Genomic DNA, 16,401 nt, shown 5'->3' on the forward strand with positions numbered 1-16,401 from the left:
GCGCACCCGCTACCAGATCACGCTCAGCGTGATCGACCAGCCGGGAGTGCTCGCCACCATCGCGAGCCTGTTCAGCGATCACGGCGTATCGGTCGAAGCGGTGTCACAATCGGTAAGCGACGGTAAGGATGCCGCGCTGCCCACCGCTACCCTTGTTATCGTCACCCACGAAGCAACCGAGTCGTCGCTCGCAACAACAGTCGCGGCGCTCGGCAGCAACGACGTTGTGAGCAGCGTGGTTTCCGTTCTGAGAGTTGAGGGCCTGTAAGTGTCAAACATTGTGAGCCGGCAGTGGCGCGGAGTCCTCAACGAATACCGCGATCGACTCGACATCTCCGACGCGACGCCCGTCATCACCCTGGGTGAGGGCGGTACGCCGCTCATCCCCGCACCAGCCCTCTCCGCCCGCACGGGTGCGAAGGTCTGGGTCAAGTACGAGGGCATGAACCCCACCGGTTCGTTCAAGGACCGCGGCATGACCATGGCGATCTCGAAGGCCGTCGAGCACGGCGCGAAGGCCGTCATCTGCGCCTCTACCGGCAACACCTCGGCGTCGGCCGCCGCCTATGCGACCCACGCGGGTATCAAGGCCGTCGTTCTCGTGCCGGAGGGCAAGATCGCGATGGGCAAGCTCAGCCAGGCCATCGCGCACCACGCCGAACTGCTGCAGGTGCAGGGCAACTTCGACGACTGCCTCGACATCGCCCGCGACCTCTCGGCCAACTACCCCGTGCACCTCGTGAACTCGGTGAACCCCGACCGCATCAACGGCCAGAAGACCGCGGCCTACGAGGTCGTCGAGGTGCTCGGCGACGCGCCCGACATCCACATCCTGCCCGTCGGCAACGCCGGCAACTACACCGCCTACTCGCGCGGCTACACCGAAGAGGCCGAGCGCGGCGCCACCAGCAAGCTGCCCCGCATGTTCGGATTCCAGGCCGCGGGCTCCGCTCCCATCGTGCTCGGCCACGTGGTCAAGCACCCCGAGACCATCGCGAGCGCCATCCGCATCGGCAACCCGGCATCGTGGGAACTCGCCATCGCGGCGCGTGAAGCGACCGACGGCTACTTCGGCGCCATCGACGACGAGAAGATTCTCGAGGCCTACCGCATCCTCGCGGGCGAGGTCGGCATCTTCGTCGAGCCCGCCTCGGCGATCAGCGTCGCGGGGCTGCTCGAGCGTTCCGACGCCGGCCAGATCCCCAAGGGCTCCACCGTCGTGCTCACCGTCACCGGCCACGGCCTGAAAGATCCGCAGTGGGCGCTCAAGACGGCGACCGGCGACGAGATCACCCCGACGATCGTGCCCGTCGACACGACCGCCATCGCCGACGTGCTCGGACTGAGCAAGGCATGAGCCTCCAGCCCGCGCCCGACCTGACCGGCCGCTCGGTCTCGGTGAAGGTGCCCGCGACGACGGCGAACCTCGGGCCGGGCTTCGACACGCTCGGACTCGCGCTCTCGCTCTACGACGAGCTGCACGTCAGTGTTCGCGACGAGCCCGGCGTCTACGTCGACGTGCACGGTGTCGGCGCGGGCGAGGTGCCCACCGACGAGTCCAACCTCGTGGTCACGGCGATCGCGCACACCTTCAACGCCTACGGTTTCGAGTTGCCCAACCTGCACCTCGAGGCGCACAACGTCATCCCGCACGGACGTGGGCTCGGATCATCCGGAGCAGCGATCGTCTCGGGCATCATGGCGGCAAAGGGCCTGCTCGAGGGCATCGTCGACATCGACTCCGTCGGCCTGCTGCGCCTCGCCACCCAGATGGAGGGGCACCCCGACAACGTGGCTCCGGCCCTCTTCGGCGGCCTGACCATCGCGTGGGTCACGCCTGAGGGCCCCCAGCACAAGAAGCTCATCGTGCACCGTGGCGTCTCGCCGCTGGTCTGCGTTCCCGAGACCACGATGTCGACCGCGCTCGCGCGCAGCCTGCAGCCGTCGTCGGTGCCCCACGAAGACGCGATCTTCAACGTGTCGCGCTCGGCGCTGCTCATCGCGGCTCTCATCCAGAGCCCCGAACTGCTGCTCGCCGCCACCGAAGACAAGCTGCACCAGAGCTATCGGGCGAGCGCCATGCCCGAGACCGACAGCCTCATCCAGCTGCTGCGCAAGAACGGCCTCGCGGCCGTCGTCTCGGGCGCCGGACCCTCGCTGCTCGTGCTCTGCAGCGACCCCGCGCAGCGCCTCGTCGCCGCCCAGCTGGTGACCGAAAACGCCGCAACGCCGTGGCAGTCGCTCATGCTGGCCGTGGACTTCAAAGGTGCTACAGTGATTTCGCACCCGGTAGAAGCCGTGGCCTAGCCACAGCTGCTCCGCACCATTCGGAACAACAAGGCTGCTCGCCAGTCTTGGTACCGCCCGGTGTGCACTCTCACCCACATCGCCCAAGTAGATTCCTGTGCAGCCGCACAGACACGGGGCGACAAGATCACCTCTCCACCGCGTATCTGAATTCGCGGCCGGGGAAAGGAACCCCCCTAGTGACTGATGTCAACGTCCGCCCATCGAGCGCGGACTCCAACTCGAACCTGAGCTCCCTCCGACTTCCCGAACTGCAGGCACTCGCTGCCGAGCTGGGTCTGAGCGGCGCTTCCAAGCTCCGCAAGGGCGAACTCGTGACCGCCATCACCCAGCTGCAGAACGGTGCGGATGCGGCCTCCGTCGCACCCGCCACCGAAGCGCCCGTCGCCGCTGAAGCCGCTCCCGTTGCCGCAGCGGAAGTTGCCGCACCGGCAGCAGCCGCTCCCGCCACCGAGGCGCCGGCCGCGCCCGTCGCGAAGAAGCGCGTCTCCCGTCGCGCCACCACGGCCGACGCCGAAGCGATCGCCGCCGCGGCAGCCGCCGCCGCGATCGCCGTGACCGAGTCGGCCACGGCCGCCGCCGAGAACATCGTCGAGGCGACCCCCGTCGCCGAGATCACCGACGAGGGCCCGCGCTCCGCCCGCGCCCACGTGAACCAGGCCGAGTCCGGTCTCGACCTCGGTGCCGACGCCGACCGTCCGCCGCTGCAGCGTGCGGCCCGCGCCGTGCGCGAACCGCAGACCCGCGAGCCGCGCCAGCGCCGCCAGGGTGGCCGCGCGGGCGCCGACGCCCAGTCGAGCAAGCCCACCGACGCCGAGAAGGCCGAGGCGCTCAACTCGATCGAGCTGCCGGTCGCCGAGTCGCCTGCGCAGAACAACAACGCCCAGAACAACAACGCCCAGAACAACAACGCCCAGACCGAGGGCGCCGACGCCCAGGAGAACGGCGAGCAGAACCAGAACGAGCAGCGTGAGGGCGGCTCCAGCCGCGGACGCAACCGCAATCGCCGCGACCGCCAGCAGGCGAGCCGCGAGCAGGGCGACCGCCAGCAGGGCGACCACCAGCAGGGTGCGCGGGAGCAGAACGACCAGGGCGGCCGTGACCAGGCCGACGCGCAGCAGGGCGAGCCCCGCCAGGGCCGCGAGCCGCGCCAGCAGAACGACCGCCAGCAGGGCGAGCCGCGCCAGCAGAACGACCGCGCGCAGAACGACCGCCAGCAGAACGAGCGCCAGAACGACGGCGCGCAGCAGCGCAACGGCCGCGCCGCCGCCGACGACCGCCTGCCCCTCGACGACGAGTCGGAGCGCGGCGGACGCAACCGCTACCGCGACCGCAAGCGCGGCCGAGGCCCCGTCGGCGACGACTTCGAGCCCGAGATCACCGAAGACGACGTGCTCATCCCCGTCGCCGGAATCCTCGACGTGCTCGACAACTACGCCTTCGTGCGCACCTCGGGCTACCTGCCGGGCAACAACGACGTCTACGTCTCGCTCGGCCAGGTCAAGAAGTACAACCTGCGCAAGGGTGACGCCGTCGTCGGCTCGATCCGCCAGCCCCGCGACGGCGACCAGGGTCAGGGCCGCCAGAAGTACAACGCGATCGTCAAGATCGACTCGATCAACGGCCTCTCGATCGAGGAAGCCGCGAACCGCGTCGAGTTCGGCAAGCTCACGCCGCTCTACCCGCAGGAGCGTCTGCGCCTCGAGACCGAGTCGGCCAAGCTGTCGACCCGCATCATCGACCTCGTCGCCCCGATCGGCAAGGGCCAGCGCGGCCTCATCGTCTCGCCGCCCAAGGCCGGCAAGACCCTCGTGCTGCAGGCCATCGCCAACGCCATCGCCAAGAACAACCCCGAGGTGCACCTCATGGTCGTCCTCGTCGACGAGCGTCCCGAAGAAGTCACCGACATGCAGCGCACGGTCAAGGGCGAGGTCATCGCCTCGACGTTCGACCGTCCCGCCGAAGACCACACCACGGTCGCCGAGCTGGCCATCGAGCGCGCCAAGCGTCTCGTCGAGCTCGGCCACGACGTCGTTGTGCTGCTCGACTCGATCACCCGGCTCGGACGCGCGTACAACCTGACTGCTCCGGCATCCGGTCGTATCCTGTCCGGCGGCGTCGACTCGGCCGCACTGTACCCGCCGAAGCGTTTCTTCGGAGCGGCCCGCAACATCGAAGAGGGTGGCTCGCTCACCATCATCGCGACCGCTCTCGTCGAGACCGGCAGCAAGATGGACGAGGTCATCTTCGAGGAGTTCAAGGGCACCGGCAACATGGAGCTGCGCCTCTCGCGCCAGCTCGCCGACAAGCGCATCTTCCCGGCCGTCGACATCAACGCCTCGGGCACCCGTCGCGAGGAGATGCTGCTCGGCTCCGACGAGGTCAAGGTGACCTGGAAGCTGCGTCGCGCCCTCGCCGGCCTCGACCAGCAGCAGGCGCTCGAGATCGTTCTCGGCAAGCTTCGTGAAACGCAGTCGAACGTCGAGTTCCTCATGCAGATCCAGAAGTCGCTGCCGAGCACGTCGAGCTCCAAGGAAGACTAATCGTGTTCGAGTCAGTGCAGTCACTACTGGCCGAGCACGAGTCGCTCCAGGAACAGCTGGCTGATCCGGAACTGCACTCGAATCCGGCCCGCAGCAAGAAGGTCAACCGCCGGTACGCGGAGCTCAGCCGCATCGTGGCCGCGTATCACGAGTGGCGTCAGCTGACCGACGACCTCGAGGCCGCGACCGAGATGGCCGCGGAGGACGAGTCGTTCGCCGCGGAGATCCCGGGCATGACCGAGACGCTGGCGACCGCCGAGGAGACTCTGCGCCGCCTGCTGATCCCGCGCGACCCCAACGACGGCCGCGACATCATCATGGAGATCAAGATGGGGGAGGGCGGCGCCGAGTCGGCGCTGTTCGCCGCCGACCTGCTGCGCATGTACCTGCACTACGCCGAGTCGAAGAAGTGGAAGACGGAGATCATCACGTCGACCCAGAGTGATCTGGGTGGATACAAAGACGTGCAGCTCGCCATCAAGGGTTCATCCACCGACCCCGCGGAGGGCGTCTGGGCGCACCTCAAGTACGAGGGCGGTGTGCACCGCGTACAGCGCGTGCCGGCGACCGAGTCGCAGGGACGCATCCACACTTCGGCGGCGGGCGTGCTCGTCTTCCCCGAGGTCGACGAGCCCGAAGAGGTCGAGATCAACCAGAACGATCTCAAGATCGACGTCTACCGTTCGAGCGGCCCGGGCGGCCAGTCGGTCAACACGACCGACTCCGCCGTGCGCATCACCCACCTTCCGACGGGAATCGTGGTCGCGATGCAGAACGAGAAGTCGCAGTTGCAGAACCGTGAGGCCGGCATGCGCGTTCTGCGCGCACGCATCCTCGCGCGCTACCAGGAGGAGGCGGACGCGGAGGCGTCGGTCTTCCGCAAGAGCCAGATCCGCACCATGGATCGCTCGGAGCGCATCCGCACCTACAACTTCCCCGAGAACCGCATCGCCGACCACCGCACCGGCTACAAGGCCTACAACCTCGACGCCGTGATGAACGGGGCTCTCGAGCCCGTCATCCAGTCGTGCATCGTCTCCGACGAGGAGTCGCAGCTCGCCGACATCGGTTCCGACGACTCCTAAGCCGATTGGCCCGACCTGTCGATTGAGCCTGTCGAAATCTCCCAACGAGGTTTCGACAGGCTCAACCAGATCCTCCATCTGACGACCCGAAGAAGTCATATGTCTACGAATCCGACCGTGCAGACGGTGCTCACGGGCGCCGTCTCACAGTTGAGCCGAGCGGGCGTGCCGAACCCGCGCGTCGACGCCGAGCTGCTCATCGGCCACGTTCTCGATCTGAATCGCGGACAGGTGCAGTCGAAAGCGATCACGGATGCCGCACTCACCGAGGCGGACGCCTCGCGCATCGCAGAACTCGTCGAGCGACGCGCGGCCCGCGAACCCCTGCAGCACATCACCGGGCGTGCCCCGTTCCGGCAGCTGAACCTGGCCGTCGGACCCGGGGTCTTCGTGCCCCGGCCGGAGACCGAGCAGGTCGTGCAGTTCGCGATCGACGCGCTGCGCGCGACCGCCACAGCGCAGCCCATCGGCGTCGACCTCGGCACCGGCAGCGGCGCGATCGCGCTCGCCATGGCCACCGAGGTGCCGCACGCCCGCGTCTACGGCGTCGAGGTGTCGCCGCTCGCCTTCGTCTGGACCAGACAGAACTTCCGCGAGAGCGGGGCCAGCAACGCGACCCCGATCTTCACCGATCTCGCTGTCGCGCTGCCCGAGCTCGACGGCACCGTGTCGGTCGTCATCTCGAACCCGCCCTACATCCCGCGCGCGGCGATACCCCGCGACCCCGAAGTGCGCCTGTTCGACCCCGAGATCGCGCTGTACGGCGGCGACGACGGACTCGATGTCGTGCACCGGGTCTCCGCGACCGGCCTGCGCCTGCTGCACAGCGGCGGAACGCTCGTGATGGAACACGGCGAACTGCAGGCCGCCGAGATCGCTGCACTGCTGCGCGCCGACGGCTGGCTCGCCGTCGCCAGCCACCCCGACCTGCTCGGGCGCGACCGCGCGACGACGGCGCTGCGCCCCTAGGCACCCGCCGACGATCGCCGCCCGGCCCGGTTGCGCAACTCAGGCAGAACGTGTTCGCCGGGGGTGTGGCCCGCGGATCCGCACGGCGTGTGCCGCGGCATCCGCAATCCTGCCTGAGTTGCGCCAGTCTGACGTCGTCTCTTTGACGATGAACAGCGGGGTCAGGCGGGTCTGTTCACCGAGAGAACCCGGTTCGAGAACGCGGTGATCGCGTCATCCAACCGCTCGGGCGTCGTGAAGTGGTGCGTGTAGACGCCCAGTTCGGCGGCCGCGTCGACGTTCTCGGCGCTGTCGTCGACGAAGAAGGTGTTCTCGGGGCGGGCCCCGTAGCGCCGCATCGCGAGGTAGTAGATGTCGTCGTCCGGTTTGCGCACGCCGAGCTCGGCGCTCACCAGCAGATTGTCGCCGAGAACGGATGCCACGTCGGGAGCGATGAGCGGAAGGGCGGCCTGGAACACCGACGGGTTGTTCGAGAGCAGCGAGGTCGTGCCCAGCGTCGCCGCGCGGCGTAGAGCCGCGACGCTGCCGTCGATGCGCGTCATGGCCAGGCCGCGCGCATCCGCCCACTGGTCGAGCGTCAGCTCGGCCCCGGTGACACGCGCGAACTCGGCCAGGTATTCGCCGCTCGTGGGCCATTCGCCCGACTCGGCGCGGCGCTCGTACCCCGCCGCCCACCACGTGCTGGCGAGGTGGTACTGGCTCACGCCGCCGAGGCGCGCCAGTTCGGGCAGCCGCTTTCGAAAGTCATAGGCGTACAGCGTCTTGTCGAAGTCAAAGAGGTAGAGGTCCACGTTGCCATCCACGCTACTCCGGATGTCAGGAATCACCGACCGGCTGCCGGTATCATAAACGTGACATGGCCTCCCTCTACGATTGCTCGGTTGAAACCGAGCTGCTCACCGGCATGCGGCTCGCGCGATCGGCCATCGGCAAGGGCGAGCTCGTAGTGCTGCCGACCGACACCGTCTACGGGGTCGCGGCCGACGCGTTCAACCCGAAGGCCGTCACGCGGCTGCTCGAGGCCAAGGGCCGTGGGCGCCAGTCGCCGCCGCCCGTGCTCATCCCCGGGATCCCCACGCTCGACGCCCTCGCCGAGACCGTGCCCGACGAGGTGCGCGCGCTCGTCGCGGCCTTCTGGCCAGGCGGGCTCACCGTCATCCTGCCCGCGCGCGCGTCGCTCAATTGGGACCTCGGCGACACCAACGGCACCGTCGCCCTGCGCATGCCGTCGAACCGGGTCGTGCTCGAGATCCTGTCCGAGACCGGGCCGCTCGCCGTCTCCAGTGCGAACCTCACCGGCGAGCCCGCCGCGATGACGGCCCAGGAGGCGCAGCGGATGCTGGGCGACAGCGTTTCCATCTACCTCGACGACGGCGAGGCCGGCGGTACCTATCCGGACGCGTCGGCCGCCACCGGGTCGACGATCGTCGACGCGACCGGCCTGTTGCTGCCCGACGGCAAGCTGCGCATCGTGCGCAGCGGTGTGATCTCCGACGACGCGATCCGCGCCATCGTCGGCGAGCGGTGCGCATGATCGCCTACCTGCTGGTCACCGCGATCTCGGCCATCGTCACGTTCGTGCTCGCCTTCCTCATCCTCAAGCTGAGCCACCGCTACCGGCTCTACCCGAAGGTGCGCGAGCGCGACGTGCACACGCGGCCCACTCCGCGACTCGGCGGTATCGCGATGTTCATCGGCATGATCGTCGCGTTCGTGGTCGCGTCGCAGCTGCCCAACCTGAGCCTCATCTTCTCCGAGCCGCTCAAGGTCTGGGGCCTCTTCGCCGCCGCGTTGATCATCGTGCTGATCGGAGTCGGCGACGACATCTGGGATCTCGACTGGATGACCAAGCTCGCGGGCCAGATCATCGCCGGCGGCGTGCTCGCGTGGTCGGGCGTGCAGATCTACACGCTTCCGATCTTCGGGGGAGTGACGTCGCTGTCGCCGACCATGTCGCTCGCCCTGACCGTGCTCGCGGTCGTGCTGGTGATGAACGCCATCAACTTCATCGACGGCCTCGACGGACTCGTCGCGGGCGTCGCGCTGATCGCCAACGGTGTCTTCTTCATCTACAGCTACATCCTCGCCGTCAACACGAACCAGTCCGAGTACTACAACCTGGCATCGCTCATCACCGCGGTGCTCATCGGCGCGTGCATCGGGTTCTTGCCGCTGAACTTCTACCCGGCGAAGCTGTTTATGGGCGATGCCGGCGCGTTGCTCGTCGGACTGCTGATGGCCGCCTCGGCCATCTCGGTCACCGGCAACGTCGACCCGGAGAGCCTCGGCGGACGCCAGCTGCTGCCGGCCTTCATCCCCATCCTGCTGCCCGCCGCCGTGCTGACCCTGCCGCTGCTGGACTTCGCCCTTGCCGTCATCCGTCGCCTGCTCGCCGGAAAATCGCCCTTCGCTGCCGACCGCAAGCATCTGCACCACCGCCTGATGGACATGGGGCACTCCCACCTGCAGTCCGTGCTGATCTTCTACAGCTGGACTGCCGTCGTGGCCGTCGGCTGCCTGTCGTTTATGTTCGTGCCCTGGTACGTATCGACGATCTTCATCGCCGTGGGCTTCGTGGTGTGCACGTTCCTCACCCTCGGCCCGCTGCGCAGGCGCACCCCGCTACGGCGCGAAGCTGAAGCCGCCTCCGAGACGAAAGGGCTTCCGCTGTGAATAGCGCAATGCCGATACTGAAAAACACCATCCTCTTCGGCGGCCTGCTGGCCGTCGCGATCGCCCTGGTCGGTTCGATCATCGGATACCTCGTCGACGGCAGCGTGGGGCTCGTGAGCGCCCTCATCGGCGCGGCTATGGCGTTCGTGTTCCTCGGGGTCACGGCAGGCAGCATCCTGCTCGCCAACCGCATCGCCCACTCCGACTTCCTGAACCCGCTCTTCTTCGTCACGGTGCTCGGCGGCTGGCTGCTGAAGTTCGCCGTCTTCCTCGTTCTGCTCTTCGTGTTGAAAGACCAGCCGTGGATCAACAACGTCGTGTTACTGCTCACCGTGATCGTGGGAGTCGTCGGAAGCCTGGTGGTGGATGTCGTGGTCATAGCACGCTCACGCCAGCCCTACGTCGACGTCGAGCTGCCCGCTTCCGGGCCCTCGTCCGAGGGTGACAACGCGTAGTTCGCCCCTAGTAATAGAGAACGCCGTCGGATTCGTTTCGACCGCGTTCTCTTGATAGGGTTTCCTAAGTACAAAACCCCCACCTTCCATCGCCGTGTTTTGCACGTCCCCGATTCTGGAGTTAGCGCTGTTGCATCTCGCTTTGACCCCGCTACTTCCCTTCGCCGCTGACGACGAGCACGGTGAAGGGGCGTTCCACGCCCCATCCATCAACGAGTTCTTCCCCGACGCGATCTTCTTCGCCGACACCCCGTTCGAGATGAACCGCATCATTCTGATCCGGTTCCTCGCGGTCATCGCGATCGTGCTGATCTTCTGGCTCGGCACCCGGCGTATGAAGCTCATCCCGGGTCGCTTCCAGGGTGCGGTCGAAATGGGACTCGACCTCGTTCGCGTCAACATCGCAGAAGACCTGCTGGGCAAGAAAGACGGCGCCCGCTTCCTGCCGATCCTGACGACGATCTTCTTTATGGTGATCGTGATGAACTTCACGGGCATCATCCCGCTGCTGAATATCGCCGGTACCTCGGTTATCGGCGTACCCCTCGTGCTCGCACTCGTGGCCTATGTGACCTTCATCTACGCCGGCGTCAAGAAGCACCCGGGCAACTTCTTCAAGAACTCGCTCTTCCCGCCCGGAGTTCCCAAGGCGCTGTACATCATCGTGACGCCGATCGAGTTCTTCTCGACCTTCATCCTGCGGCCGATCACCCTCACGCTCCGACTGCTGATGAACATGATCGTCGGCCACTTGCTGCTCGTCCTGTTCTTCGCCGCCACGCACTTCTTCTTCTTCGGCGACGGAAACACCGGCTTCTTCGGACTGTTCGGAATCGGCACCCTCGCCTTCGGCATCGTCTTCACGTTCTTCGAGATCCTCGTCGCCGTGCTGCAGGCCTACGTCTTCACCCTGCTCACCGCCGTCTACCTCCAGCTCGCGCTGGCAGACGAGCACTAAGCGCTTCACAGCCCCTCAGACCAACGCACTACCGATTCGGGCACAAGCCCGGGTCGACATCACGGAAGGAACCACAACGTGGACGCAACATCCATCGTCGCTGAACTCAACGGAAACATCGCAACCGTCGGTTACGGCCTCGCAGCCATCGGCCCGGCAATCGGTGTAGGTATCGTCGTCGGAAAGACGATCGAGTCCGTCGCTCGCCAGCCCGAACTCCAGGGTCGCCTCACGGTGCTCATGTACATCGGTATCGCCTTCACCGAGGCTCTCGCCTTCATCGGTATCGCCACGTACTTCATCTTCCAGTAACCGATCCTGCTAGGGACCCAAATGCTTAACGCATTCACAACCGCAGCGACCGAAGCGGTCGAGCAGAAGAACCCGTTGATCCCCGAGATCTACGACATCATCTGGTCGATCGTTCCTTTCGCGATCATCCTCTTCCTGTTCTGGAAGATCGTTCTTCCCGCCATGCGGAAGACGTTGGATGCGCGTGCCGAGCTCATCGAGGGCGGCATCAAGAAGGCGGAAAACGCTCAGGCTGAAGCCGACGCGGCTCTCGAGGAATACAAGAAGCAGCTGGCCGAGGCTCGCGCCGAAGCCGCTCGTATCCGCGAACAAGCCCGTCTCGACGGCACCGCGATCATCAACGAGCTCAAGGAGCAGGCGACCGTCGAGGCAGCTCGCGTCACCGCCAGCGCCAAGGCGCAGATCGAGGCGGAGCGCCAGGGCGCCATCATCTCGCTGCGCGCCGAAGTCGGCTCGCTCGCCATCGACCTCGCCTCCGGCGTCATCGGCGAGAGCCTCAGCGACGACACGAAGGCGTCGGCCGTCGTCGACCGGTTCCTCGCGGAGCTCGAGGCTTCTGAGAAGGCCAAGGCAGGCAAGTAATGGGTTCGGCAACGAGAGAAGCACTCTCCACCTCGCGTTCGGCACTCGCCGAACTCGGTGGCAAGGCGACACTGGCGACGGGCGAACAACTGCTCGCCGCCGGTCGTGTGCTCGGCACCTCCTTCCAGTTGCGTGCGGCTCTCGCTGACCCGTCTGGTGACAAGGCGGCCAAGCTGTCGATCGTGAACGCGGTCTTCGCGTCGGTCGACGCTACGGCCCGCGAACTGCTCGGCGTGATCGTCACGAACGCGTGGTCGACAGAAGACGACCTGCTTGCAGGCGTCGAAGAGATCGGCATCCGCATCCTCGCGAAGTCCGACCCGTCGGCCAACATCGGCGACGAGCTGTTCTCCTTCGGTAAGGCCGTCGGTTCCGACGCCGAGCTCGAACTCGCGGTCGGCAGCAAGCTCGGTTCCGACGAGGCGAAGGCGGCGCTCGTCGAGCGTCTCCTCGGTTCGAAGGCGAGCAAGCAGACCGTCGCGATCGTCTCGCAGCTCGTGCAGCAGCCTCGCGGCCGCCGCATCGCCGAGCTGCTCAAGTTCGCCGCGAACGTCGTCGCAGACGAGGCCGACCTCGCGGTCGCCACCGTCACGACGGCAGCGGCGATCACGCCCGATCAGCTGACGCGTCTCACGGCGGCCCTCTCGGCGAGCTACGGACGCGGACTTCGCATCAATCACGTGATCGACCCGTCGCTCGTCGGCGGAGTTCGCGTGCAGCTGGGTGACGAGATCATCGACGGCAGCGTCGCATCCAGACTCAACGAACTCAGGCTCCAGCTCGCCTAGCGGCGGCTGCACAGACTTTCCACCAGAAGAGGAAAAAGAAGATGGCAGAACTAACAATCAGCCCGGACGAGATCCGCGACGCGCTGAAAGACTTCGTCAAGGCCTACGAGCCCGGCGCCTCGGCCACCACCGAGGTCGGCTACGTCATCGATGCCGCCGACGGCATCGCCCACGTCGAGGGGCTCCCCGGCGTTATGGCGAACGAGCTCATCAAGTTCTCCAACGGCGTTCTGGGCCTCGCCCAGAACCTCGACGAGAACGAGATCGGCGTCGTCGTGCTCGGTGAATTCATCGACATCGTCGAAGGCATGGAGGTGACCCGCACCGGTGAGGTCCTCTCCGTACCCGTCGGCGACGCCTACCTCGGTCGCGTCGTGGACACCCTCGGTGCCCCGATCGACGGCCTCGGCGAGATCGTCTCCGAGGGTCGTCGTGCTCTCGAGCTTCAGGCTCCCGGCGTTATGCACCGCAAGAGCGTGCACGAGCCGATGCAGACCGGCATCAAGGCCATCGACGCCATGATCCCGATCGGCCGCGGCCAGCGCCAGCTCATCATCGGCGACCGCCAGACCGGCAAGTCGGCGATCGCGATCGACACGATCATCAACCAGAAGGCCAACTGGGAGTCGGGCGACGTCAACAAGCAGGTTCGCTGCATCTACGTCGCCATCGGCCAGAAGGGCTCCACGATCGCCGCCATCAAGGGCGCGCTCGAGGACGCCGGAGCCATGGAGTACACGACGATCGTCGCGGCTCCCGCCTCCGACCCCGCCGGCTTCAAGTACCTCGCCCCGTACACCGGTTCGGCCATCGGCCAGCACTGGATGTACGCCGGCAAGCACGTGCTCATCGTGTTCGACGACCTGTCGAAGCAGGCCGAGGCCTACCGCGCCGTGTCGCTGCTGCTGCGCCGTCCGCCGGGACGCGAGGCCTACCCGGGTGACGTCTTCTACCTGCACTCGCGTCTGCTGGAGCGTTGCGCCAAGCTGTCCGACGAGCTCGGCGCCGGCTCGATGACGGGTCTCCCGCTCATCGAGACGAAGGCGAACGACGTCTCCGCGTACATCCCGACCAACGTGATCTCGATCACCGACGGCCAGATCTTCCTCCAGTCCGATCTGTTCAACGCCAACCAGCGTCCCGCGGTCGACGTGGGAATCTCGGTTTCGCGAGTCGGCGGCGACGCCCAGGTGAAGTCGATCAAGAAGGTCTCCGGAACTCTCAAGCTCGAGTTGGCCCAGTACCGTTCGCTCGAGGCCTTCGCGATGTTCGCATCCGACCTCGACCCCGCGAGCCGTCGCCAGCTTGCCCGCGGCGCCCGCCTCACCGAGCTGCTGCGCCAGCCGCAGTACTCGCCGTACCCGGTCGAAGACCAGGTCGTCTCGATCTGGGCCGGAACCAACGGCAAGCTCGACGAGGTCCCGATCGAAGACGTACTGCGTTTCGAGCGCGAACTGCTCGACTACCTCGGTCGCAACACCGAGGTGCTCACCAAGCTGCGCGACACGAACGTGTTGAGCGACGACATCGTCACCGCCCTCCACGAGGGAGTCGACAAGTTCAAGCTCGAGTTCCAGACCGGTGAAGGCAAGCCGCTGCTCTCGGTCGGATCCGAGAAGTTCGACGAGCTCGCCAAGGAAGACGTCAACCAGGAAAAGATCGTCAAGCAGAAGCGCTAAGCGCCTCTCCTCCGATCGACGACTGAAACCAAAGGAATAAAGACATGGGAGCGCAACTTCGGGTCTACCGGCAGAAGATCAAGTCTGCCCAGACGACCAAGAAGATCACTCGGGCCATGGAGCTCATCTCCGCTTCGCGCATTCAAAAAGCGCAGCAGCGGGTTGCAGCATCCGGGCCGTATTCACGCGCTGTGACGCGCGCCGTGTCGGCTGTCGCCACGTTCTCCAACGTCGACCACATCCTCACGACGGAACCGGAGAAGATCGAGCGCGCAGCGATCGTCATCTTCTCCTCCGACCGCGGTCTCGCCGGCGCTTTCAGCTCCAGTGTGCTGAAGGAAGCCGGCGAACTCGCTGCCCTGCTGCAAAGCCAGGGCCGCGAGGTCGTCTACTACCTGGTCGGGCGCAAGGCGATCGCGAACTTCGCGTTCCGCAAGCGTGCGTCCGAGCAGCAGTGGACCGGCTCGACCGAGCGTCCGGAATTCGAAACCGCGCAGTCGATCGGCGAGGCCCTCGTGGCCAAGTTCATCCAGCCGGCGAGCGAGGGCGGGGTCGACGAGATCCACATCGTCTTCAACCGTTTCGTAAGCGTGGTGACCCAGGTTCCCGAGGTCGTGCGTCTGCTGCCTCTCGAGGTCGTCGAAGGCGTCGAGAGCCCCGAGCCCAGCGACGTGTTGCCGCTCTACGAGTTCGAGCCCGAGGTCAGCGATGTACTCGACGCTCTGCTTCCCGTCTACATCGAGAGCCGCATCTTCAACGCAATGTTGCAGTCGGCTGCGTCTGAGCACGCCGCCCGTCAGCGTGCGATGAAGTCGGCAAGCGACAACGCCGACAAGCTCATCAAGGACTACACCCGACTGTCGAACAACGCTCGCCAGTCCGAGATCACCCAACAGATTTCCGAGATCGTTGGCGGCGCAGACGCCCTCAGCTCGGCGAAATAGAACCTCAGGAGAATAGGGAAGCCATGACTACCTCAGCCCCCGCCGCCACGCCGGATGTGGCCACGCCCGCCGGCGTCGGCCGCATCGCCCGCGTAACCGGCCCCGTCGTCGACATCGAGTTCCCGCACGACTCGATTCCCGGCATCTACAACGCTCTCAAGACGACGATCACCGTCGGCGACCAGACTAACGAGATCACCCTCGAGGTCGCACAGCACCTCGGCGACGACCTCGTCCGCGCCATCGCGCTCAACCCGACCGACGGACTCGTCCGCGGCCAGGAAGTCCGCGACTCCGGCGAGCCGATCACCGTGCCCGTCGGTGACATCACCAAGGGCAAGGTCTTCAACGTCATCGGCGACATCCTCAACAACGAGGGTGGCGAGCCGATCGAGATCACCGAGCGCTGGCCCATCCACCGCAAGCCCCCGGCATTCGACCAGCTCGAGTCGAAGACCGAGCTCTTCGAGACCGGTATCAAGGTCATCGACCTTCTCACGCCGTATGTTCTCGGCGGAAAGATCGGCCTCTTCGGTGGAGCCGGCGTCGGCAAGACCGTTCTGATCCAGGAAATGATCCAGCGCGTCGCGCAGGACCACGGTGGAGTGTCCGTGTTCGCCGGTGTCGGCGAGCGCACCCGTGAGGGCAACGACCTCATCGCCGAAATGGAAGAGGCCGGCGTCTTCGACAAGACCGCCCTAGTCTTCGGCCAGATGGACGAGCCGCCGGGAACGCGTCTGCGCGTAGCCCTCTCGGCCCTGACGATGGCTGAGTACTTCCGCGACGTGCAAAAGCAAGACGTTCTGCTGTTCATCGACAACATCTTCCGCTTCACCCAGGCCGGTTCCGAGGTGTCGACGCTGCTCGGCCGCATGCCGTCCGCCGTCGGTTACCAGCCGAACCTCGCCGACGAGATGGGTGTGCTCCAGGAGCGCATCACCTCGACCCGTGGCCACTCGATCACTTCGCTGCAGGCGATCTACGTGCCCGCCGACGACTACACCGACCCGGCCCCGGCGACCACGTTCGCCCACCTGGACGCCACAACCGAGTTGTCGCGTGAGATCGCATCGAAGGGCCTCTACCCGGCCGTCGACCCGTTGACC

The 16,401-nt window shown here is 66.2% G+C and carries 17 protein-coding genes; 16 read left to right on the plus strand and 1 reads right to left on the minus strand.

All coding sequences use genetic code 11. The features are described 5' to 3' along the window. The 6 genes from ACLQ6X_RS09360 to prmC form a co-directional block, all read left to right on the plus strand. Positions 1-268: ACT domain-containing protein (locus ACLQ6X_RS09360; RefSeq protein ID WP_411699900.1), on the plus strand; the 268-nt coding region annotated here is incomplete at its 5' end. A 12-nt stretch (positions 269-280) separates the two neighbouring features. Further along, positions 281-1,357 carry a threonine synthase gene (gene thrC, locus ACLQ6X_RS09365; RefSeq protein ID WP_411699915.1) on the plus strand — a complete coding sequence of 359 codons (1,077 nt, stop codon included), beginning with the start codon at positions 281-283 and terminating at the stop codon, positions 1,355-1,357. Further along, on the plus strand, positions 1,354-2,307 hold the full coding sequence (thrB, locus tag ACLQ6X_RS09370; RefSeq protein ID WP_411699901.1) for a homoserine kinase: 954 nt from the start codon (positions 1,354-1,356) through the stop codon (positions 2,305-2,307). The genes thrC and thrB overlap by 4 nt, the downstream gene beginning before the upstream one ends. A 179-nt stretch (positions 2,308-2,486) precedes the next feature. Next, complete coding sequence (rho, locus tag ACLQ6X_RS09375) at positions 2,487-4,850, plus strand: transcription termination factor Rho (protein ID WP_411699902.1); 2,364 nt, start codon at positions 2,487-2,489, stop codon at positions 4,848-4,850. 2 nt (positions 4,851-4,852) lie between these two features. Beyond that, entirely contained in the window at positions 4,853-5,935 is a 1,083-nt protein-coding gene (gene prfA, locus ACLQ6X_RS09380) for a peptide chain release factor 1 (RefSeq protein ID WP_411699903.1), read from the plus strand. Positions 5,936-6,034: 99 nt separating this feature from the next. Next, positions 6,035-6,904 (plus strand): peptide chain release factor N(5)-glutamine methyltransferase, encoded by an 870-nt coding sequence (prmC, locus tag ACLQ6X_RS09385; protein ID WP_411699904.1) that lies wholly within the window; start codon positions 6,035-6,037, stop codon positions 6,902-6,904. Between the two features lie 161 nt (positions 6,905-7,065). Here the strand turns inward: prmC and ACLQ6X_RS09390 are convergent, their stop codons facing one another. Beyond that, positions 7,066-7,695, minus strand: coding sequence for an HAD-IA family hydrolase (locus ACLQ6X_RS09390; protein WP_411699905.1), 630 nt, complete (start codon positions 7,693-7,695; stop codon positions 7,066-7,068). 65 nt (positions 7,696-7,760) lie between these two features. Here ACLQ6X_RS09390 and ACLQ6X_RS09395 point away from each other — a divergent pair, with 65 nt between their 5' ends. From ACLQ6X_RS09395 to atpD, 10 genes are all read left to right on the plus strand, one after another. Then, positions 7,761-8,438: an L-threonylcarbamoyladenylate synthase gene (locus ACLQ6X_RS09395; RefSeq protein WP_411699906.1), complete on the plus strand. Its 678-nt coding sequence runs from the start codon at positions 7,761-7,763 to the stop codon at positions 8,436-8,438. Next, a complete protein-coding gene (locus ACLQ6X_RS09400) occupies positions 8,435-9,577 on the plus strand; it encodes an MraY family glycosyltransferase (protein ID WP_411699907.1) in 1,143 nt (380 codons plus the stop codon). The genes ACLQ6X_RS09395 and ACLQ6X_RS09400 overlap by 4 nt, the downstream gene beginning before the upstream one ends. 8 nt (positions 9,578-9,585) lie before the next feature. Continuing rightward, positions 9,586-10,032, plus strand: coding sequence for a hypothetical protein (locus ACLQ6X_RS09405; RefSeq protein ID WP_411699908.1), 447 nt, complete (start codon positions 9,586-9,588; stop codon positions 10,030-10,032). Positions 10,033-10,174: 142 nt separating this feature from the next. Then, on the plus strand, positions 10,175-10,990 hold the full coding sequence (gene atpB / locus ACLQ6X_RS09410; RefSeq protein ID WP_411699909.1) for a F0F1 ATP synthase subunit A: 816 nt from the start codon (positions 10,175-10,177) through the stop codon (positions 10,988-10,990). 78 nt (positions 10,991-11,068) lie between these two features. Then, positions 11,069-11,302, plus strand: coding sequence for an ATP synthase F0 subunit C (atpE, locus tag ACLQ6X_RS09415; RefSeq protein ID WP_188508994.1), 234 nt, complete (start codon positions 11,069-11,071; stop codon positions 11,300-11,302). A 21-nt stretch (positions 11,303-11,323) separates the two neighbouring features. Further along, positions 11,324-11,884, plus strand: coding sequence for a F0F1 ATP synthase subunit B (locus ACLQ6X_RS09420; RefSeq protein ID WP_411699910.1), 561 nt, complete (start codon positions 11,324-11,326; stop codon positions 11,882-11,884). Next, the gene (locus ACLQ6X_RS09425; RefSeq protein ID WP_411699911.1) at positions 11,884-12,672 is read left to right on the plus strand and encodes a F0F1 ATP synthase subunit delta; all 789 of its coding nucleotides are present in this window, start codon (positions 11,884-11,886) and stop codon (positions 12,670-12,672) included. Before ACLQ6X_RS09420 ends, ACLQ6X_RS09425 begins: the two co-directional genes overlap by 1 nt. Before the next feature lie 41 nt (positions 12,673-12,713). After that, the gene (atpA, locus tag ACLQ6X_RS09430) at positions 12,714-14,351 is read left to right on the plus strand and encodes a F0F1 ATP synthase subunit alpha (protein ID WP_411699912.1); all 1,638 of its coding nucleotides are present in this window, start codon (positions 12,714-12,716) and stop codon (positions 14,349-14,351) included. 44 nt (positions 14,352-14,395) lie between these two features. After that, positions 14,396-15,295 (plus strand): F0F1 ATP synthase subunit gamma, encoded by a 900-nt coding sequence (locus tag ACLQ6X_RS09435; protein ID WP_411699913.1) that lies wholly within the window; start codon positions 14,396-14,398, stop codon positions 15,293-15,295. A gap of 23 nt (positions 15,296-15,318) precedes the next feature. Further along, a partial coding sequence (atpD, locus tag ACLQ6X_RS09440; RefSeq protein WP_411699914.1) for a F0F1 ATP synthase subunit beta occupies positions 15,319-16,401 on the plus strand: 1,083 nt, incomplete at its 3' end.

The organism is Conyzicola sp. (genome assembly GCF_046714715.1).
Taxonomy (GTDB): Bacteria; Actinomycetota; Actinomycetes; order Actinomycetales; family Microbacteriaceae; genus Conyzicola.